Genomic DNA, 18607 nt, shown 5'->3' on the forward strand with positions numbered 1-18607 from the left:
ACTCCGGGTCGCTTCAGCGTAGGCCGAGGAAGGACAGGATGGCGAGAACCACCACGATCAGCCCGATGAGATAGATGATGTTGTGCATGGGAGGTCTCGCCTTCCTCGTCCGATGGATTTAGTTCCAGCGCCGCGACAGCACGACGCCAGTTGCCGTGTGGCTTGCTAACCGGCCAGGTAGAAGAGGGTTCCCGCACAGGTCCGGGTCGTGTGCACGGATATGACGGCGCAACGCTTCGAACAGGGCGTTCGGCGGGCGTCTTGCACGGCCGAAATGCCGTTCATATATAGCCCGCAGCCCCGGTGGTCCGGCCCTTTGAGCCGGGTTTCCGGCCCCCATTCATCCCAAGGTGCCGCCTCGCGGAACGCCTCAGCAGAGGGTCCGGGCGGCGCGCTCGAAAAGGAGAGTTTTCGTATGGCGAAGGTGATCGGCATCGATCTCGGAACCACCAACAGCTGCGTCGCCGTCATGGACGGCAAGACTGCGAAGGTGATCGAGAACGCGGAAGGCGCGCGCACGACGCCGTCCATGGTGGCCTTCTCCGACGACGGCGAGCGCCTCGTCGGCCAGCCTGCCAAGCGTCAGGCCGTGACCAATCCCGAGAACACGCTGTTCGCGGTCAAGCGCCTGATCGGCCGGCGGTTCGACGACGCGGTGGTCGCCAAGGACAAGAACCTCGTTCCCTACAAGATCGTCAACGCCTCGAACGGTGACGCCTGGGTCGAGGCGCATGGCGAGAAGTACTCGCCCTCGCAGATTTCCGCGATGATCCTTCAGAAGATGAAGGAAACCGCGGAAGCCTATCTCGGCGAGAAGGTCGAGAAGGCCGTCATCACGGTTCCGGCCTACTTCAACGACGCCCAGCGCCAGGCCACCAAGGACGCTGGCAAAATCGCGGGCCTCGACGTCCTGCGCATCATCAACGAGCCGACGGCGGCAGCCCTCGCCTACGGTCTCGAGAAGAACGACGGCAAGACGATCGCGGTCTATGATCTGGGCGGCGGCACGTTCGACGTGTCGGTGCTGGAGATCGGCGACGGCGTGTTCGAGGTGAAGTCCACGAACGGCGACACGTTCCTGGGCGGCGAAGACTTCGACATGCGGCTCGTCGAGTACCTCGCGGGCGAGTTCAAGAAGGATCAGGGCATCGATCTGAAGAACGACAAGCTCGCCCTTCAGCGCCTTAAGGAGGCGGCCGAGAAGGCCAAGATCGAGCTGTCGTCCGCGTCGCAGACTGAGATCAACCTGCCCTTCATCACGGCGGACGCGACCGGTCCCAAGCACCTGACCATGAAGCTGACGCGCTCGAAGTTCGAGGCGTTGGTGGACGATCTCGTGCAGCGCACCGTCGGCCCCATGAAGGCGGCCCTCAAGGATGCCGGCCTCACGGCCAATGACATCGACGAAGTGGTGCTGGTCGGCGGCATGACGCGCATGCCCAAGGTCCAGGAGACCGTGAAGAGCTTCTTCGGGAAGGAGCCCCACAAGGGCGTCAACCCCGACGAGGTCGTCGCCATGGGCGCCGCGATCCAGGCGGGCGTGCTGCAGGGCGACGTGAAGGACGTTCTCCTTCTCGACGTGACCCCGCTTTCGCTCGGCATCGAGACGCTGGGCGGCGTGTTCACGCGCCTGATCGACCGCAACACGACGATCCCGACCAAGAAGAGCCAGGTCTTCTCGACCGCCGAGGACTCGCAGAACGCCGTGACCATCCAGGTCTACCAGGGTGAGCGCGAGATGGCGGCCGACAACAAGTCGCTCGGCCGCTTCAACCTCGAGGGCATTCCGCCCGCACCCCGCGGCGTGCCGCAGATCGAGGTGACCTTCGACATCGACGCCAACGGCATCGTCAACGTGTCGGCCAAGGACAAGGGCACCAACAAGGAGCAGCGCATCACCATCCAGGCGTCGGGCGGCCTGTCGGACGCCGACATCGACAAGATGGTGAAGGAGGCCGAGGCCAACGCCGACGCCGACAAGAAGCGCCGCGCCGCCGTCGAGGCCAAGAACCAGGGCGAGTCGCTCCTGCACTCGGCCGAGAAGTCCCTCAAGGACTACGGCGACAAGGTCTCCGAGACGGACCGCAAGGCCATCGAGGACGCCATCAGCGATCTGCAGGCCGAACTCGACCAGCCCGAGGCCGACGCCGATGCGATCAAGGCGAAGTCCGACAAGCTGGCCGAAGCCTCGATGAAGCTCGGTCAGGCCATGTACGAGGCCGCGCAGTCCGAGGGTGCGGAAGGCGGCGATAGCCAGCCCGGCGCCCAGGCCCGCAACACGCAGGACGACGTCGTGGACGCGGACTTCGAGGAAGTGCAGGACGACCGCAAGAAGTCGGCCTGATCCGCTTGCCATTCCGATAGGTGAAAAGAGCCCCGGCAGTGCCGGGGCTTTTTTCGTTCCGGCGGTCACATGAGCCGGCGTGCTCAAGCGCCCGATCTCATGGCCGAGCCCGTCTTGGTCCCATCGCCGGAATCAAGGGGCGTGTCGCTGGTCGCGGTGTCTCGAGCTCGTCCAGACGCGCAAGCTCCCGTCGGTACGATGAGCCGACCGGACCTCCGCTATCTACCGGAGATGGCGTCGCCGCGCCGCGTGCGATCTGTCTCCGCCCGCGTTCTGCCAGCACCGAGCATCCGGTCGGGCATTCTTCGCCACGGTTCGCGACGCGTCGTCCTCATTCGCTCGCCTGCGGGAGCCAAGGCTCGTTTCGAACCTGACCGGAGCCTGTCCAGGGGCTAGAGCACGACCGCTTGTCGACCCTTTCACCTTGTACCCGCCTATGGTAACGGCCCCGCGCAGCCCTTACATGCGCGAAAAGCGCCGACGGCCGCTCCCCGCGGAGCGGTACGTGGCAACGCGACCGTTTTGCCGGTCGCGCCATTGGTCCAGATGCGAGAACGGTGAAGCGGTGTCCGTGAAGGTCGATTACTACGAGACGCTCGGCGTCGCGAAGACATGCGACGACAAGACCCTCAAGGCGGCGTTTCGCAAACTCGCCATGCAGTTCCACCCGGACAAGAATCCTGGCGACTCCGCCGCCGAGCACCGCTTCAAGGAGATCGGAGAGGCCTACGAGGTCCTCAAGGATCCGCAGAAGCGCGCGGCCTATGACCGCTTCGGTCATGCCGCCTTTCAGAACGGTGGCGGCGCCGGCGGGTTCCGCGGCGACTTCTCCTCGTCCATGGCCGACATCTTCGACGACATCTTCGGCGAGATGATGGGCGGGCGCGGTGGCCAGGGCCGACGGGGCGCCGGCGGCCAGCAGAGCGGGCGCGAACGCGGCTCCGACCTTCGCTACAACATGGAGATAGGCCTGGACGAGGCCTTCGCGGGCAAGACCGCCGAAATCTCCGTCCCCACCACCATCCAGTGCGACGTCTGCAACGGCACCGGCGCCAAGGCCGGCACCGCGCCCAAGGCTTGCCCGACCTGCGGCGGTATCGGTCGCGTGCGGGCCGCGCAGGGCTTCTTCTCGATCGAGCGCACCTGCCCGACCTGTCAGGGCCGCGGCGAGATCATCGCCGACCCCTGCGGCAAGTGCGGCGGCGACGGTCGCCTGCCCGAGGAGCGCAACCTCTCGGTCAATATCCCAGCCGGTATCGAGGATGGCACGCGCATCCGCCTTGCCGGCGAGGGTGAAGCGGGCCTGCGCGGTGGTCCGGCCGGCGATCTCTACATCTTCCTGTCGGTACGTCCGCACGAGTTCTTCCAGCGTGACGGAGCCGACCTCTTCTGCAAGGTGCCGGTCTCGATGACCACGGCGGCACTCGGCGGCACCTTCGAGGTGACGACGCTCGACGGCGCCAAGTCGCGCGTCAAGGTTCCCGAGGGAACGCAATCGGGCAAGCAGTTCCGCGTGAAGGGTCGCGGCATGCCCGTGCTTCGATCCAACCAGACGGGCGATCTCTTCATCCAGATCTCGATCGAAACGCCGCAGAACCTGTCGCGCCGGCAACGCGAACTCCTCGAGGAGTTCGAGGAGATTTCCTCGTCCGAGAACTCGCCGCAGTCGACCGGCTTCTTCTCGCGCATGAAGGACTTCTTCGAGGGTCTCAGCGAGTAACCGAGATGTTCTCGACGCGACATCTTTTGTCGCGTCGAAGCCCGTGCCATGATGCGTTGCGGCAACCGTCGATGGAGCAGCGCCCATGCCCGCCCTACGCCCCGGCCCTCAGAGTGGACGTGAGGAGCGGCGCGCGCGACGCGCCGACCTCGCTCGCTTCTTCGGCACCTGGATCCGCAAGCCGTTGTCGCTGGGCGCGGTCGCGCCATCGTCGGCGACCTACTGCGCGACCATGGCGGCGGCAGCCTCCACGCATCTCGACGGCCCTATCCTGGAACTGGGCCCGGGCCTCGGCGTCGTGACGCGCGCTCTTCTGGCCAAGGGCGTCGATCCCGCGCGCATCACCTCGATCGAGTACGATGCCGACTTCGCGCGGACGCTGCGCGAGCGCTTTCCGAGGGTCAACGTGATCCGGGGCGACGGTTTCGATCTCGACCAAACGCTCGGAGATGGCGGTGCCACGCGCTTTGCCGCGATCCTAATGGCGATCCCGGTCGTCTCGAAGCCGCAGGCCGAGCGGCAGGCGCTTTTCAGACGATACCTCGACCGCCTTGTTCCCGGCGGCAACATCACGCAGCTTTCCTATCTCGTGACCCCGCCGGTGAAGCCGATCGAAGGCGTGTTCGAGGTCTCCTCGACGCCGATCGTTTGGGACAACATTCCTCCGGCCCGCGTTTGGATCTACCGCAAGACCGCAGCGCTCGCCCATTGAGCGCCCGAATCCTGGTCTTGGCGGGCTCGGCGCGCTCACGCGCGCCGGAAGCCCTACTGGCGGGAGAGGTCATGCGCCGCCTGGCGGTCACCGACGTGGTGCTCGCGCAGGTGCACCCGGCCGACTACCCGCTGCCGGTCTTCGACGACCCGGACGACGACGCGACACCGCCGCCGGAGAACGCGCGCCTCATAGCCGGGCGGCTCGCCCTCCAGGACGGCCTCGTCCTCGTCGCGCGCGAGCGGGGAGCCGGCGCGCCCGCGCTTCTTTTGAACGCGCTGGAATGGATCGCGGCGATCGGGGGTGATGCCGCGTTCCGCCGCCTCGTCGTCGCGCTCGCGATCGTCGGAGACAGGCCCGTCGGTGGTGCGCTCTGCGCGCAGGATCTGCGCACGCGTTTGAGCGCGCTGGGCGCCGTGGTCGTCACGCCGACCATTCTTCTCGACCGGACCGCCATCCTGGACGACGCGACGGGCCGCCTGGCGCGCGACCACGGCGCGTCGCTGGATGCCGGACTCGACGCGCTTCTCGACCACGCGCGTGCGCTCGGTCGGCAAGGATAGGATCAGGCATCCTACTCAGACAGGGAGTGAAGCCCCGCCTCGCCCCACTCCGCGACGGAACCTGTGCGCGCACCGTCCATTTCGCGCGAACAGAAAGCCGTTTCTCGTATCTGGAGTGTCCCACGTGCCGACGCCCCTGCCGACCCCGTCCGCCCCACCCTCGCCCTCCATGCGCAGCACCGAGCAGCGGATCCGTCGCCATCTCGGCGACCATTGGAAGAGCTACGCCTTCCAGGGCGGCCTGATGGCGCTGGCTGGCGTGCTGGCGCTTCTGGCGCCTCTGGTCGCGACGCTGGCCTCCGCGATCTTCTTCGGCTGGCTGCTCCTGGTGCTGGGCGTTGTCGGCATCGTGACGAGCGTTCGCCTAAGGGGATCGACGGGCTTCTGGTCGGGGCTCATCGTCTCGGCGCTCGCCCTGGTTCTGGGCGTCATGATCCTGTTCGACCCGTTCGCGGGCGCGGTGACGCTGACGACGCTGCTGGCGATCTACTTCCTCCTGTCGGGTCTCAGCATGCTGTCGCTCGCCAACGCCTTTCGCCCGTCCACGGCTCGCTTCTGGCTGCCGGCCCTGGCTGGCGTCCTGAACATCGCGCTGGCCGTCCTGCTCGTGCTCGGCCTGCCGGGCACGGCGCTCTGGGCGAGTGGCGTCTTCCTCGGCATCTCGCTTCTGTCGTCAGGTCTCGGCCTGCTGTTCGCCGCGCTCGACGCGCGAGGGTCCCGGCGCGCCTGACGCCCGTCAGACGTGCTGGCCGCCGTTGATGTGGATCTCGGCGCCATTCACGTAGGACGCCTGGCCGGAGCACAGGAAATAGATGATGTCGGCCACCTCGGAGGTCTTGCCGAGACGCCGCATCGGGATCGCCTCGACGATCTTCTCGGTGCCGGGCGACAGGATCGCCGTGTCGATCTCGCCCGGCGCGATGGCGTTGACGCGGATGCCGTCCGGTCCGAAGTCGGCCGCCATCTCGCGTGTCAGCGAGGCGAGCGCCGCCTTGGACGTGGCATAGGCCGTGCCGGCGAAGGGGTGGACGCGGCTGCCCACGATCGAGGTGACGTTGACGATCGCCCCGCCGGCGGAGGCCAGTTCCGCGTGAAGACCTCTCGCCAGCATGATGGGCGCAAAGAAGTTCACCTGGAACACGTCGCGCCAGACGTGCATCGGCGTGCGGATGGAATCCATGCGCGCACCCTTGTCGGCCTTGGGGCTGATGGCGGCGTTGTTGACGAGCGCATGCAGCCGGCCGCCTTCGGCCGCGACGCGCTGGCGGATCTCGGACACGGCAAAGCCGACGTCCTCGGGATCCGACAGGTCGACGCGGATGTGGTCTTCCGGTCCCGCAGGCCAGGGGCAGTCCACCGCGAAATCCTGGCGTGAGCAGGTGATCACGCGCCATCCCTCGCGCGAGAAGCGCTTCACGGTGGCATGACCGATGCCGCGGGAGGCACCGGTCAGGACCAGGATCCGGCGGCCCTCGGTAGAATTGGCGGCGTCGGCGGACATGCGCGGTTCCCTGCTTGCAGCGACGCCGGCGGGCCAGCCTCGTGGGCTCGGCACCGTTGATTTTACGCGTCTCCGCTCCTCTTTATCCGAAGGTCGCCGATAGCGGCATCCCCCCATGCCGCATAACCTGAGTTTCGGACCCGACATTCGTCATGCCCCTTCTCCGCACGGTGCCGATCGCCCTGGCTCTCCTTTCGACGTTGATCGGCGGCACCGCGGAGGCGGAGGGCTGGTCCGCGGTGGAGCAGGCTGCGCGCGGCGAACGGGTCGAGATGGACTTCGTGGGCGGCGAGGCGGCGCGAAACTATTTCAACTGGGCTGCAGGCGAGATCGAGCGTCTCTACGGCGTCGTGCTCGTCGCGCGGCCCGTCACCTCGCTCGACGAGGCAGCCCGTCGCGTCGAGGACGCGGGCGCCGAGGGGCCCGATCTGGTTTCGACGGGCGGCGGCAGCTTCCATCGCCTTCTCGACGGCAACCGATTGGCGCCGCCGTTCGCCCGACGCCTGCCGAACTGGCGGCTCGTCGACACGGCCCGCCAACCGGCCGCCCTGATGGATGCGACGCGGCTGACCGATGGGCGCGAGGTGCCGACCGGCGCGACGCGGCTCGTGTTCCTGGCTGACACCGCACGCGACCCGGCCCCGGCCGGTGGCCTTCCGTCCTCGCTGGAAGCCCTGCAGCTTCAGGCGCAGGTGCGGCCCGGCAGCATGCCCTTTCCCTCACCCGACGATCCGGCCGGACTTCTGTTCCTGCAGCAGGTCCTGTTCATGACCGCACCGGAGCCCTCGATCCTCTGGCGGCCTGCCGGGGAGAGCGATGTCGCGGCGACCACCGCGGCGCTTTGGGCCTGGCTCGATACGTTGCACGCCACGAGCTGGCGCGAGGGGACCGAGCAACCGGATGGGCCGGCGCAGATCGGCTTGCTGCGCGAGGGCGCAATCGCCGTGGCGATCGCGACGGATCCCGGCACCGCGGCGGGTGTCATTGCCAGAGGCACCCTGCCGGCGAGCGTTGCCAGTTTCGCGCTGGAGGGCGGCACGATCGGCGGCGCGAACTATCTTGCGATCCCGGCCGCGAGCGACACCAAGGATGGCGCGATGGTCGTTGCGAACTTCCTCCTGTCGCCTGAGGCGCAGGTGCGAAAGGCGGATCCGGCGATCTGGGGCGAGCCGACGATCCTGGCGCCGGAACGGCTGGCTCCCGCCTTTCGTGAGCGGCTCGCCGCCTTCGGGGAAGCCGCCGGCCAGCCCGACGGTCCGGGAATGAACCTCGTGATCCAGCCGCTGCATCCGAGCTGGACCGCCCCGCTTCGCGCGGAATGGCAGCGGCGCTACGGCGGCTGACGGAGAGCGGGATGCGTCTCGTGACCGGCTTTCGTTCGCGGCCGCGCCTTCTGGTGGCGCTCGCTGTGGCGATGCTGATCGCCCTGGTCCTTCCCGGCTCGATGCGCTGGTCGACGATCGCGCTGCTCGCGTGGGACGGTGCGGTCTCGATCTATCTCGCTCTTGTGGCCCGCATGACGGCGCGCGCCGATGCCGGTCTCATCCGGCGCCACGCGCGGGCGCAGGACGAGGGAGCGGCCGCGATCCTCTTTCTGACGACGCTTGCGGTGGCTTTCTCGTTTGTCGCCATCGCGGCGGAACTGCATGGCGGCGGCGCTTCAGCCACCGGCGGCTCCGCGGCCGACACCGCGCCCTCGACGCAAAGCCTGACGCTCGCGGGCGTGACGATCCTCCTGTCCTGGACCGTCACGCAGGTCACCATGGCCCTGCACTATGCGGGGCGCTACTATGGCGACGCGGCAGCGGAAGGCGGCCTCGATTTTCCGGGCGACGACCGCGATCCGGACTATGCGGACTTCCTGTACTTCGCCTTCACCATGGGCGCCGCCTGCCAGACCTCGGACGTTTCGGTGACCTCGCGTCCCATGCGCAAGCTCGTGCTCGTGCACACCGCGCTCGCCTTTCTCTTCAACACGACGATCCTGGCGCTGGCCGTCAACGTGGGCGCCAGCCTGATCTGACGGGCGCTGGACAAGCATCGACCCGGCCGCCACAACGCAAGCCATGAGCCAGACGCGCCATCAGACCGTGAAAGCGGGGACCGGCACCCCATGGCCCGAGCTGCCGGTTTCGGCTGTTCTGCCGGAGGTCGCGCGCGCCCTGGAGCAAGCGCCGCACCGCGCGGTGCTCGTGGCTCCGCCGGGCGCCGGCAAGACGACGCTGGCGCCGCTCCATCTTCTGGCCTCCCTGCCCGAGGGCCGCATCCTCCTGGCCGAACCACGCCGCGTGGCGACCCGTGCCGCCGCCTCGCGCATGGCGCAGCTTCTCGGCGAGGCGCCGGGACAAACGGTCGGCTGGCGTATGCGCCTGGATACGCGCGTCTCGGCCTCGACCCGCATCGAGGTCGTGACGGAGGGCGTACTGACGCGCCTGCTTCTTGCCGATCCCGAACTGTCCGGCGTCTCCGCCGTCCTGTTCGACGAGTTCCACGAGCGCTCGCTCGACGCGGACCTGGGACTGGCGCTTGCGCTGGAGGCCGCCGGCGCCTTGCGGCCGGACCTTCGGATCCTTGTCATGTCCGCGACGCTCGACGGTGCGCGGGTGGCGGGTCTCCTGGGTGACGCCCCAGTGATCCGAAGCGAGGGACGGGCGTTTCCGGTCGAGATCCGGCACCGCGCGCCCGAACCCGGAGCGCGGGTCGAGGACGAGGTCGCCCGTACGATCCTCGACGAGCTGGCGGCGGGATCGGGCTCGATCCTGGCCTTCCTGCCGGGCGCCTTCGAGATCGAACGCACGGCCGAGAAGCTGCGCTCCCGCCTGCCGGGCGACACGACGCTCTGCCCGCTCTACGCCGCGCTGCCGCCAGCTGCGCAGGACGAGGCCATTCGACCGGCGCCCGCCGGTCGGCGCAAGGTCGTGCTCGCCACCACGATCGCGGAGACCTCGATCACCATCGACGGCGTGACGACGGTGGTGGATTCGGGGCTCAAGCGGCAGCCCCGGTTCGAGCCCGCGACCGGCCTGCAGCGCCTCGAGACCGTTCGCGTCTCGCTGGCCTCGGCCGAGCAGCGCGCGGGCCGCGCCGGGCGCACGGCGCCGGGCACGGCGATCCGGTTGTGGCGCGCCGAGCAGAGCGGCGCGCTCCAACCCTTCGACCGGCCGGAGATCCTGAGTGCCGACCTGTCCGGGCTGACGCTCGACGCCGTCAGTTGGGGTGCGCGCTCGCCGGCCGACCTTCCCTTCCTCGACCCGCCGCCGGCCGCCGCACTGGCCGAGGCCGCCGCGCTTCTTCGCGATCTCGGCGCGCTCGACGAGACGGGCCGCCTGACCGCGATGGGCGAGGCGATGCGCCTCCTGCCCTTGGCCCCGCGGCTGGCTCGCATGGTGGCGGGCGCCGCGGTCGGCGAGGCCCGCAACCTCGCGTCGCGGCTCGCGGTGCTCTTGTCGGAGCCCGGGCTCGGCGGTCCCTCGCCTGACCTAGCGGAGCGCCTGCGCCGCTGGCGAGCCGAGGATGGCGCACGCGCCCGCGACGCCGCAGCGCTGGCGCGCAGGATCGCCGCCTCGGTGCCGGAGGGGGATCTCGGCCACCGCGAGAGCGACGCCGACCCGGCCCGCCTCCTCGCCCTCGCCTATCCCGACCGGATCGCGATCCCGCGCGGCGCACCGGGGCAGTTCATCCTGTCCAACGGCCGCGGCGCGCGGATCGACGAGCGCGACGCCCTGGCGCGCGTCCCGGCCTTGGTGGTGGCGGATCTCGGCGAAAGCGAGAACGCGCAGGCCCGCGTCGGAACGATCCGTGCGGCGGCCGTCCTCGACCGCGAGGCGCTGGACGCGATCCTGCGTGCCCGCGCCGTGGAGGAAGACGCCGTGGTGTTCGACCCCGCTTCGCGCTCCGTGCGGGGACGGCGCCGGCGACGCCTGGGCCGCGCGATCCTGTCGGAGCAGCCGATCGCGCTTCCCCCAGGAGAGGATGCGGGGCTCGCCCTCATGGACGGCGCCCGGAGCCTGGGGTTGAGGTCCCTGCCCTTCGACAACGAGACCGAGCGTTTCCTGCGCCGGATGCGCTTTGCCGCGTCCGCCGAACCGGACTGGCCGGCCTTGGACGACGATGCGCTTCTGGCGGGTCTCGGTTCCTGGCTTCTGCCCTATGTGCCGGGCGTGACCGCGCTCGGTGCGATCACGCCCGGCCAGTTGCGGACCGCGCTCCAGAGCCTCGTTCCACCCGGCACCCGGCTCGATGCGCTCGCCCCCTCGCATTTCACCGCTCCCACCGGCCATGCGCATCCGATCCGCTACGAGAAGGACGGACCGGTGTTGGCGATCCGCGTCCAGGAGCTCTTCGGACTGACGGTCCACCCGGCGATCGCAGGCGGGCGGCTGCCGTTGACGCTCGAGCTTCTCTCGCCCGCCTCGCGGCCGATCCAGATCACGAAGGACCTGCCCGCCTTTTGGGCCGGCTCCTGGCGCGACGTTCGAGCCGACCTGCGCGGTCGCTACCCGCGCCATCCCTGGCCAGAGGATCCCGCTGCCGCGCTGCCGACGGCACGTGCCAAGCCGCGAGGCTGACGCGGGCGCAAAGCGTTGATGCGCCGCATCTTTCCGCCGCTGAAGCTCGTGCTATCTGCGGTTCGCATGATGAACCGCTCCACCACCGCCGAGTTCGAACCGGGTCCGCCCGATTGGCCGGGGCGCGCGGCCGCCGAGCGGCTGCGGCTCGCCACGCTGACGCGCCTGCGCTGGCTCTCGGTCGGCGGACAGACGGCATCCTGCGTGTTTGTCGCCTGGGGGCTTTGGTATCCCTATCCGGTTTTCGCCTGCTTCGCGCTGATCGGCCTGTCGGTTGCGCTCAACATCGGCTTGTCGCTGCGTTTCCCGCGCAGCTACCGGCTGACACCCCGCGCCGCCGCGATCCTGCTTACCTACGACATCCTGCAACCCGCAGCCCTCCTGATGCTGACGGGCGGCGTCCAGAACCCGTTTGCGATCTTCCTGATCGTGCCGGTCGTGATCGCGGCTGCGACGCAGCCCGCCCGACTGACCGTCGCGCTCGGCGTGCTCGCGCTGCTGGCCGCAACCCTGTTGTCCTTCGCGCACCTGCCGGTTCCCTGGCCCCACGACGCGCCGTTCAACCTGCCGCTCCCCTATCTTGGCGGCCTGTGGTTCGCGCTGGTGACGATGCTGGTCTTCTCGGCCTTCTACGTTCATCGCGTCGCCGCCGAGGCGCGGATGTTGTCGGACGCGTTGGCGGCAACCGAACTCGTTCTCCAGCGCGAGCAGCACCTTTCCGCCCTCGACGGGCTGGCCGCAGCCGCCGCCCATGAACTCGGCACGCCGCTCGCCACGATCGCGCTCGTCGCCAAGGAGATGGGTCGCACGACCCAAAGCGGCGACCCGTTGCGCGAGGACGTCGATCTCCTGATCACGCAGACCGAGCGCTGCCGCGAGATCCTGAAGCGTTTGTCGACCCTTTCGTCCTCGTCCGAGGAGCATATGGCCCGACTGCCGCTTCCCTCGCTGGTCGAAGAGATCGCCTCGCCCCACCGTCATTTCGGCGTGACGATCCGCGTCGAGGGCCGGTACCGCGAGGGTCCGGAACCGGTGATGCGGCGCAACGCCGGTATTCTCTACGGTCTCGGCAACATCGTGGAGAACGCCGTCGACTTCGCGTCCGGCGAGGTCGTGATCGATCTCAGCTGGTCCGCGGAGCGCGTCGAGATCACGGTGCGCGACGACGGGCCCGGCTTTCCGCCCGAGGTGCTGGGCCGTATCGGCGACCCCTACATGGCGACGCGCGAGGCGGGCCCGCGCAACTCCGGTGGCGGGCTGGGCCTCGGGCTTTTCATCGCCAAGACGCTTCTGGAACGTTCGGGGGCCCGGATACATTTCGCCAACAGATCGGAAAGCGACGGACCCGGTGCCAGCGTTTCCGTTTCGTGGGCGCGGGCAGGTCTGGACGTGCCGCATCGCGAAAGCGGCGCGCCCATCACGCCGGAGGACGCCTTCGTCGCCCCCTCCCGGTGACCCGTCGAAACGTTGAAAATGCGTGTCCGCGTAGCCATCTTCGGTATCGAAGGGAGTGATGTGATGCTGATCGAACATCAAGGCGCGACACCGGCGCCGATGCGGCTTCCCGAGGGCGACCGCTCGATTCTTCTCGTGGACGACGATCGTCCGTTCGTGACCCGGCTGGCGCGTGCCTTCGAGCAGCGGGGCTTCGATGTCTGCACGGCGGAAAGCGTGAATGAGGGCGTGGCGGCGTTGCGCTCGAGCGCACCGGCCTACGCCGTGGTCGATATGCGGCTGGGCGCTGGAAACGGTCTGGACGTGATCGAGGCGCTGCGCCGCGCGCGGCCCGACGCCCGGGTCGTGGTGCTCACCGGCTACGGCAACATCGCGACCGCGGTCACGGCGGTGAAGCTCGGCGCGATCGACTATCTCGCCAAGCCGGCCGACGCCGACGAGGTGATCGGCGCGCTGATGCGCGACCCCGACACCAAGGCCGAGCCGCCCGAGAACCCGATGTCCGCCGACCGGATCCGCTGGGAACACATCCAGCGCGTCTACGAGCTTTGCGACCGCAACGTGTCCGAGACGGCCCGCCGCCTCTCGATGCACCGCCGCACGCTCCAACGCATCCTCGCCAAGCGCGCGCCGCGCTGACGGGCCGTCCCGGTCGTGAAGTGTTTCCGTATGCAAAAGGGGCCCGAGTGGCCCCTTTTGCATGCAAGACGCATCCGCAGGGCCCATGCATCGGGATCATGCCCGGCGCGATCGAGGACGAACACTCGCTCCGGTGATCCGGTCGCCTACTCGTCCGCGTCCGGCAGGCCGCTGAGCGCGGCACCGTTGGCGATCCATTCCGCACGCAGAAGACGGTCGGCGGAAAGGCGAGCGAGGCGCAGGGTCAGCGCCTTGCGAGCAGGCGCGCCGAGCCGATGCTCGGGCGCCTCGCGGATCATCTCGGCGCCGTAGCCGTCCGACAGCATGAGACCGCACTCGTCCGGGAAGATGTCGAGCGGCACCCCGGGATGGGTCGCGAAATAAAGCCGGTCGCAGTGCAGACGGTATTCGGGCCATTTGCGGTCGCTGCGAAAGTCTTCGATCGAGGACTTGATCTCGACGATCAGCACGTCGCCCTTCTCGCCGATGCCGATCAGATCGGCACGCCGGCCGCCGCTCAGCGGGATCTCGGGCAGAACCGAGACGCGCATCTTCATGAGAAGCCGCTGCACGCCGCGCCGCACCAAGAGCGCGCGTTCGGATTGGCGCCCGTCGATCATCGGATCACGGGCGCGAAGGGAGACGAGAGGCATGGGAAATCGTTAACGCTTTCCCGCGTCCCGCTTCAAGACCGCCGCCTGCGACCAACAGGCCCGCCGTCCGTCAGGCCGGCCGAGCCATCCGGATCGTGACGTCGGATGCGTCTTCCAGCATGGGGCAGTCCGGTGCCGGCTCGTCGGCCTTGCGGGACGCCAGGGCGGCCAGCGCTCGCTTCAGCGACAGGAGCTGCTCGATCTTGCCGTCGATCTCCGCCAGCCGGCGGTGGACGTGACGCGTGGTCTCCACGTTGCAGGAGGAGGGCCCGTAGAGCGCGAGGAGCCGACGGGCCTCATCGGTCGTGAAGCCTAGCGAACGCAGGCGCTGGAGAAACCGCAGGATATGGACGTCGCGCTCGGCATAGTCGCGATAGCCGTTCGCGGCCCGGGCAGGCGCGAGCAGCCCGACCTCCTCGTAGTAGCGGATGGTCTTGGGCGGCAGTCCGGACCGTCGGGCCGCCTCACCGATATTCATGCCAAGCCCCCGGAACAGCAGCCTTTTCAGCCGGTCCGTTGTGCAAATGCCGCACAGGTCGGGCAAGTCAACTGTGTCGAGCGGGCAACAAGATTTCCTTAAGCATGACGCGCTCTACTCCGGCCGTTGCCTCGCGATTCACGGCGGCGTACCAGGGTTGCGGTCCCGCTGCGGGCGCTCCTGGTCCCTCGTCGCGACCGCCCGGCCGCTCGACCCAACAGCCGTACCGGACGCCCGCCCATGATCGCCTCCCGACTGCCTCTCCTCGGCGTCTCCCTTCTTGCCATGATGGCGCTCGGCGCCTGCTCGACCACGCAGCGCGCGGCGCTCGCGCCGGCCGCCCCCATGGCCCAGGCCTTCGTGTCGCCCTCGCCCGCCGAGCAGATGAACTGGGGCGGACCGCTCGGGCCCGTCGAGCTGACCGCCTATGCCTCGATCGAGGACGGCGGGTTCAAGCTTCCGGCCATTCCGACCAACAAGGTCGACCCGCAGTTCCTGCGCCAGCGCGTCGTCTACAACGGCGAGGGCTTCGAGCCGGGCACCGTTGTAGTCGATACCAAGAGCCACTTCCTCTACGTGATCGAGCCGCGCGGCACGGCGATGCGCTACGGCATCGGCGTCGGCAAGGCGGGCTTCGCCTGGGCCGGCGAGGCCGAGATCAAGGACAAGCAGCACTGGCCGAAGTGGTTTCCGCCGGTCGAGATGATCGCGCGCCGTCCCGAGCTCAAGCCCTACGGCAACGAGGTCGGCATGAATCCCGGCCTGCAGAACCCGCTCGGCGCCCGCGCCCTCTACCTCTACCAGGGCAACAAGGACACGCTCTACCGCCTGCACGGCACGCCGGAATGGTGGTCGATCGGCAAGTCCATGTCGTCGGGCTGCATCCGCCTGATCAACCAGGACATCGTCGATCTCTACGACCGCGTGCCGATGAACGCGCGCGTGATCGTGCTCCAGGGCAACGACAGGCTCGAGGACTATCGTGGGGGCCGTCGCATCGCGCAAGGCGCGGCGAAGACCGCCTCGTAAGGCTCACAGTTTCGAAGCGGGGGACCCGCTGATGGCCGGGCGTCTCGGGGGAGACGTCCGGCCTTTTTCTTGGATGGCATGAGGACGCTCAGCCCGTACCGAGGCTGGCCAGCGTCGCAGCGGCTAGCGCCGCGTAGCGCAGGCCCTTGCCGAGGCCGACGAGAGCGACGAAGCGGCCGAGCGGAACCTGAAGCATGCCGGCGACAACCGTCAGCGCATCGCCCACCACCGGCAGCCAGGTGAACATGAGGGCTGGCAGGCCGAAGCGTTGGAACCAGCCTGCGGCCCGCTCGAGCTTGTCGGAGGACACGGGAAACCAGCGCCGGTGGCTTTGGGCCGCTAGGGTGCGGCCGCAGACCCAGTTCACGACGCCGCCGAGCGTGTTGCCAAGCGTCGCGACCGCGACCAGCCACCAGGGGTCGCCCGTGCCGGACACGAGGAGGCCGACGAGCACCGCCTCCGACGACGCCGGAAATAGCGTCGCGGCGACAAGGGCGCTCGCAAACAGCGCCGCATAGGCCGAGAGTTCGGCGGTCACGAGAGGCCGGCTGCTGCCGGCCTCGCCGGACAGGCGTCAGGCGCCAAGCTGCGCCTTGCGCTCCTGGCGACGGCGATGAAGCACGGGCTCGGTGTAGCCGTTCGGCTGCTCGCGACCCTTGAGCACGAGATCGAGCGCGGCCTGGAAGGCGACCGAGCGGTCGAAGTCGGCCGCCATCGGATGATAGAGCGGATCGCCCGCGTTCTGCCGGTCGACGACGCCGGCCATGCGCCGCAGGGTCTCCACCACCTGTGCCTCCGTCACGACGCCGTGGCGCAGCCAGTTGGCGATGTGCTGCGAGGAGATGCGCAGCGTGGCGCGGTCCTCCATGAGGCCGACATCGTTGATGTCGGGCACCTTGGAACAGCCGACGCCCTGGTCGATCCAGCGCACGACGTAGCCGAGGATCCCTTGCGCGTTGTTGTCGAGCTCGGCCTGGACGTCCTCGGGGCTCCAGTTCGGGCGTACCGCGATCGGGATCGTCAGGATCTCGGAGAGCTTGGTGCGCGTCTCGCCCTCGAGCTTCGCCTGCACGGCCGCCACGTCGACCTCGTGGTAGTGCGTGGCATGCAGCGTCGCGGCGGTCGGGCTCGGCACCCAAGCCGTGTTGGCGCCGCTCCGGGGATGGCCGATCTTCTGCTGGAGCATGTCGGCCATCTTGTCGGGCATGGCCCACATGCCCTTGCCGATCTGGGCATGGCCCTTGAGGCCGCTAGCGAGCCCCGTGTCGACGTTGCGGTCCTCGTAGGCCTTGATCCAGGTCGCCTGGCGCATGTCGCCCTTGCGGATCATGGGCCCGAGTTCCATCGAGGTATGGATCTCGTCGCCGGTCCGGTCGAGGAAGCCGGTGTTGATGAATACGACGCGGTGGCGTGCCCGGCGAATGCACTCCGACAGGTTCACCGTAGTGCGGCGCTCCTCGTCCATGATGCCCATCTTGACCGTGTAGGGCTCGAGGCCGAGGGCGGACTCGACGCGCGAGAAGGTCTCGTCGGCGAATTCCACCTCGTCGGGCCCGTGCATCTTGGGCTTCACGACGTAGATCGAGCCGGCGCGCGAGTTGCGAGGCCCTTCCGTCTTGCGCAGATCGTGCATGGCGCAGAGCACCGTGAACATCGCGTCGAGCAGCCCTTCCGGCGCCTCCTGCCCGTCAGCCATGAGCACGGCCGGGTTGGTCATCAGGTGGCCGACGTTGCGCACCAGCATGAGCGAGCGACCGGGCAGCGTCAGCTGCGAGCCGTCGGGCGCGGTGTAGACACGATCGCTGTTGAGCCGGCGCGTCACGCTCTCGCTGCCCTTCTGGAACGTGTCGGCGAGGTCGCCGCGCATCAAACCCAGCCAGTTGCGATAGACGGCGACCTTGTCCTCGGCGTCGACCGCGGCGACCGAGTCCTCGCAGTCCTGGATCGTGGTGACGGCCGATTCCAGGACGACGTCGGCGATACCGGCCGGATCGGTCGAGCCGATCGGCGAGGTGCGGTCGATCACCACCTCGGCATGAAGGCCGTGCGTCGCGAGCAGCAGCGCGGTCGGGGCGTCGACCTCGCCGCGATAGCCGGCGAACTGCGCGGGATCGGCAAGCGGCACCTGGCGCGCGTCCTCGAGCGTCGCAAGAAGGCGTCCCTTCTCGACGTGAAAGGCGCGCGCATCGCTCCAGGACGCCCCGTTCAGCGGCGCGGACCGGTCGAGGAAGTCGCGCGCCCAACGCACGACGCGCTCGCCGCGCTTCGGGTTGTAGGCGCGCCCGCCGCGCTCCGCCCCGCCATCCTCCGAGATCGCGTCGGTCCCGTAGAGCGCATCGTAGAGCGAGCCCCAGCGGGCATTCGCCGCGTTCAGGGCGAAACGGGCGTTGAGGACCGGCACCACGAGCTGCGGACCGGCGATGCTCGCGATCTCGGGATCGACGTTGTCGGTCTCCACCGCGAAGGGCGCGCCCTCGGGCACGATGTAGCCGATCTCGCGCAGGAAGGCTTCGGCAGCCTCGCCGTTCACCGCGCTTCCCTGGTTCTGGCGGCACCAGTCGTCGATCCGCGCCTGCAACGTGTCGCGTGTCGCCAGAAGCTCGCGGTTGCGAGGACCGAGATCCTGCAGAAGCTCGGACAGGGAGCGCCAGAAGCGGTCCGCCTCGATGCCGGTCCCGGGCAAGGCCTCGTCCTCGGCAAAGCGGCGAAGCTCGGCGGCGACGCGCAGGGAATGGATCTCGCTATACTGTGTCATGGGTCCCTCTCCCGTTTCCGGATGCGTCGGTCCGATGCGGCGCGTCGCCTGTCGTGCCGGGTGTCCCGCATCGCCGGGTGCGGTGTCAAACGGACTTTACCGATCCCTCGTAAGTCAGGCTGCGCTTCGCGGTTGCCAAACCGGCGACGCGGCGACCACACTGGCCCCCGCATCTTTCAAAGGACACGAT

General features: G+C 68.8%; 16 protein-coding genes. 11 read left to right on the forward strand and 5 right to left on the reverse strand.

What is annotated here, in order from left to right; translation table 11 throughout:
• The first annotated feature begins 415 nt into the window (after positions 1 to 415).
• From dnaK to BLQ76_RS13165, 5 genes are all read left to right on the forward strand, one after another.
• Entirely contained in the window at positions 416 to 2344 is a 1929-nt protein-coding gene (dnaK, locus tag BLQ76_RS13145) for a molecular chaperone DnaK (protein WP_090673940.1), read from the forward strand.
• 571 nt (positions 2345 to 2915) lie between these two features.
• Entirely contained in the window at positions 2916 to 4064 is a 1149-nt protein-coding gene (gene dnaJ, locus BLQ76_RS13150) for a molecular chaperone DnaJ (protein WP_090674140.1), read from the forward strand.
• 85 nt (positions 4065 to 4149) lie between these two features.
• Entirely contained in the window at positions 4150 to 4776 is a 627-nt protein-coding gene (locus BLQ76_RS13155) for a class I SAM-dependent methyltransferase (protein WP_090673943.1), read from the forward strand.
• Positions 4777 to 4793: 17 nt separating this feature from the next.
• Positions 4794 to 5339: an NAD(P)H-dependent oxidoreductase gene (locus tag BLQ76_RS13160; protein ID WP_244519620.1), complete on the forward strand. Its 546-nt coding sequence runs from the start codon at positions 4794 to 4796 to the stop codon at positions 5337 to 5339.
• Positions 5340 to 5463: 124 nt separating this feature from the next.
• Entirely contained in the window at positions 5464 to 6069 is a 606-nt protein-coding gene (locus BLQ76_RS13165) for an HdeD family acid-resistance protein (protein WP_244519610.1), read from the forward strand.
• A gap of 6 nt (positions 6070 to 6075) precedes the next feature.
• Here BLQ76_RS13165 and BLQ76_RS13170 read toward each other — a convergent pair whose 3' ends face one another.
• The gene (locus tag BLQ76_RS13170; protein ID WP_090673951.1) at positions 6076 to 6840 is read right to left on the reverse strand and encodes an SDR family NAD(P)-dependent oxidoreductase; all 765 of its coding nucleotides are present in this window, start codon (positions 6838 to 6840) and stop codon (positions 6076 to 6078) included.
• A 152-nt stretch (positions 6841 to 6992) separates the two neighbouring features.
• On the opposite strand from BLQ76_RS13170, the gene BLQ76_RS13175 reads away from it, so the two are divergent.
• From BLQ76_RS13175 to BLQ76_RS13195, 5 genes are all read left to right on the forward strand, one after another.
• The gene (locus BLQ76_RS13175) at positions 6993 to 8183 is read left to right on the forward strand and encodes an ABC transporter substrate-binding protein (RefSeq protein WP_090673953.1); all 1191 of its coding nucleotides are present in this window, start codon (positions 6993 to 6995) and stop codon (positions 8181 to 8183) included.
• 11 nt (positions 8184 to 8194) lie between these two features.
• The gene (locus tag BLQ76_RS13180) at positions 8195 to 8863 is read left to right on the forward strand and encodes a DUF1345 domain-containing protein (protein ID WP_090673955.1); all 669 of its coding nucleotides are present in this window, start codon (positions 8195 to 8197) and stop codon (positions 8861 to 8863) included.
• Positions 8864 to 8906: 43 nt separating this feature from the next.
• Positions 8907 to 11408, forward strand: a complete 2502-nt coding sequence (gene hrpB / locus BLQ76_RS13185; protein WP_090673957.1) for an ATP-dependent helicase HrpB — start codon at positions 8907 to 8909, stop codon at positions 11406 to 11408.
• A gap of 69 nt (positions 11409 to 11477) precedes the next feature.
• Positions 11478 to 12863: an ActS/PrrB/RegB family redox-sensitive histidine kinase gene (locus tag BLQ76_RS13190; protein WP_139184011.1), complete on the forward strand. Its 1386-nt coding sequence runs from the start codon at positions 11478 to 11480 to the stop codon at positions 12861 to 12863.
• 99 nt (positions 12864 to 12962) lie between these two features.
• Entirely contained in the window at positions 12963 to 13502 is a 540-nt protein-coding gene (locus tag BLQ76_RS13195; RefSeq protein WP_090674145.1) for an ActR/PrrA/RegA family redox response regulator transcription factor, read from the forward strand.
• 146 nt (positions 13503 to 13648) lie between these two features.
• Here the strand turns inward: BLQ76_RS13195 and BLQ76_RS13200 are convergent, their stop codons facing one another.
• Together BLQ76_RS13200 and BLQ76_RS13205 are read right to left on the reverse strand one after the other, a co-directional pair.
• Positions 13649 to 14155 carry an MmcB family DNA repair protein gene (locus BLQ76_RS13200; RefSeq protein WP_090673959.1) on the reverse strand — a complete coding sequence of 169 codons (507 nt, stop codon included), beginning with the start codon at positions 14153 to 14155 and terminating at the stop codon, positions 13649 to 13651.
• A 70-nt stretch (positions 14156 to 14225) separates the two neighbouring features.
• Complete coding sequence (locus BLQ76_RS13205) at positions 14226 to 14633, reverse strand: MerR family transcriptional regulator (RefSeq protein WP_090673961.1); 408 nt, start codon at positions 14631 to 14633, stop codon at positions 14226 to 14228.
• Between the two features lie 240 nt (positions 14634 to 14873).
• Between BLQ76_RS13205 and BLQ76_RS13210 the strand changes: the two genes are divergently transcribed.
• A complete protein-coding gene (locus tag BLQ76_RS13210; RefSeq protein WP_170842583.1) occupies positions 14874 to 15662 on the forward strand; it encodes a L,D-transpeptidase in 789 nt (262 codons plus the stop codon).
• A gap of 88 nt (positions 15663 to 15750) precedes the next feature.
• Here BLQ76_RS13210 and BLQ76_RS13215 read toward each other — a convergent pair whose 3' ends face one another.
• Together BLQ76_RS13215 and BLQ76_RS13220 are read right to left on the reverse strand one after the other, a co-directional pair.
• Positions 15751 to 16200, reverse strand: a complete 450-nt coding sequence (locus BLQ76_RS13215; protein WP_090673963.1) for a YqaA family protein — start codon at positions 16198 to 16200, stop codon at positions 15751 to 15753.
• A 36-nt stretch (positions 16201 to 16236) separates the two neighbouring features.
• Positions 16237 to 18417, reverse strand: a complete 2181-nt coding sequence (locus tag BLQ76_RS13220) for a malate synthase G (protein ID WP_090673965.1) — start codon at positions 18415 to 18417, stop codon at positions 16237 to 16239.
• Positions 18418 to 18607 lie beyond the last annotated feature (190 nt).

It is taken from the genome of Aureimonas jatrophae, from assembly GCF_900104035.1.
Classification (GTDB): domain Bacteria; phylum Pseudomonadota; class Alphaproteobacteria; order Rhizobiales; family Rhizobiaceae; genus Aureimonas; species Aureimonas jatrophae.

What these genes read in the sequence shown, in the direction of transcription:
- BLQ76_RS13220 (WP_090673965.1), bottom strand. Translation starts at nt 18,417, where the DNA reads ATGACACAGTATAGCGAGATCCATTCCCTGCGCGTCGCCGCCGAGCTT.
- BLQ76_RS13195 (WP_090674145.1), top strand. Translation starts at nt 12,963, where the DNA reads ATGCGGCTTCCCGAGGGCGACCGCTCGATTCTTCTCGTGGACGACGAT.
- BLQ76_RS13210 (WP_170842583.1), top strand. Translation starts at nt 14,874, where the DNA reads ATGATCGCCTCCCGACTGCCTCTCCTCGGCGTCTCCCTTCTTGCCATG.
- BLQ76_RS13190 (WP_139184011.1), top strand. Translation starts at nt 11,478, where the DNA reads ATGAACCGCTCCACCACCGCCGAGTTCGAACCGGGTCCGCCCGATTGG.
- dnaK (WP_090673940.1), top strand. Translation starts at nt 416, where the DNA reads ATGGCGAAGGTGATCGGCATCGATCTCGGAACCACCAACAGCTGCGTC.
- BLQ76_RS13170 (WP_090673951.1), bottom strand. Translation starts at nt 6,840, where the DNA reads ATGTCCGCCGACGCCGCCAATTCTACCGAGGGCCGCCGGATCCTGGTC.
- hrpB (WP_090673957.1), top strand. Translation starts at nt 8,907, where the DNA reads ATGAGCCAGACGCGCCATCAGACCGTGAAAGCGGGGACCGGCACCCCA.
- BLQ76_RS13175 (WP_090673953.1), top strand. Translation starts at nt 6,993, where the DNA reads ATGCCCCTTCTCCGCACGGTGCCGATCGCCCTGGCTCTCCTTTCGACG.
- BLQ76_RS13155 (WP_090673943.1), top strand. Translation starts at nt 4,150, where the DNA reads ATGCCCGCCCTACGCCCCGGCCCTCAGAGTGGACGTGAGGAGCGGCGC.
- BLQ76_RS13205 (WP_090673961.1), bottom strand. Translation starts at nt 14,633, where the DNA reads ATGAATATCGGTGAGGCGGCCCGACGGTCCGGACTGCCGCCCAAGACC.
- BLQ76_RS13200 (WP_090673959.1), bottom strand. Translation starts at nt 14,155, where the DNA reads ATGCCTCTCGTCTCCCTTCGCGCCCGTGATCCGATGATCGACGGGCGC.
- BLQ76_RS13180 (WP_090673955.1), top strand. Translation starts at nt 8,195, where the DNA reads ATGCGTCTCGTGACCGGCTTTCGTTCGCGGCCGCGCCTTCTGGTGGCG.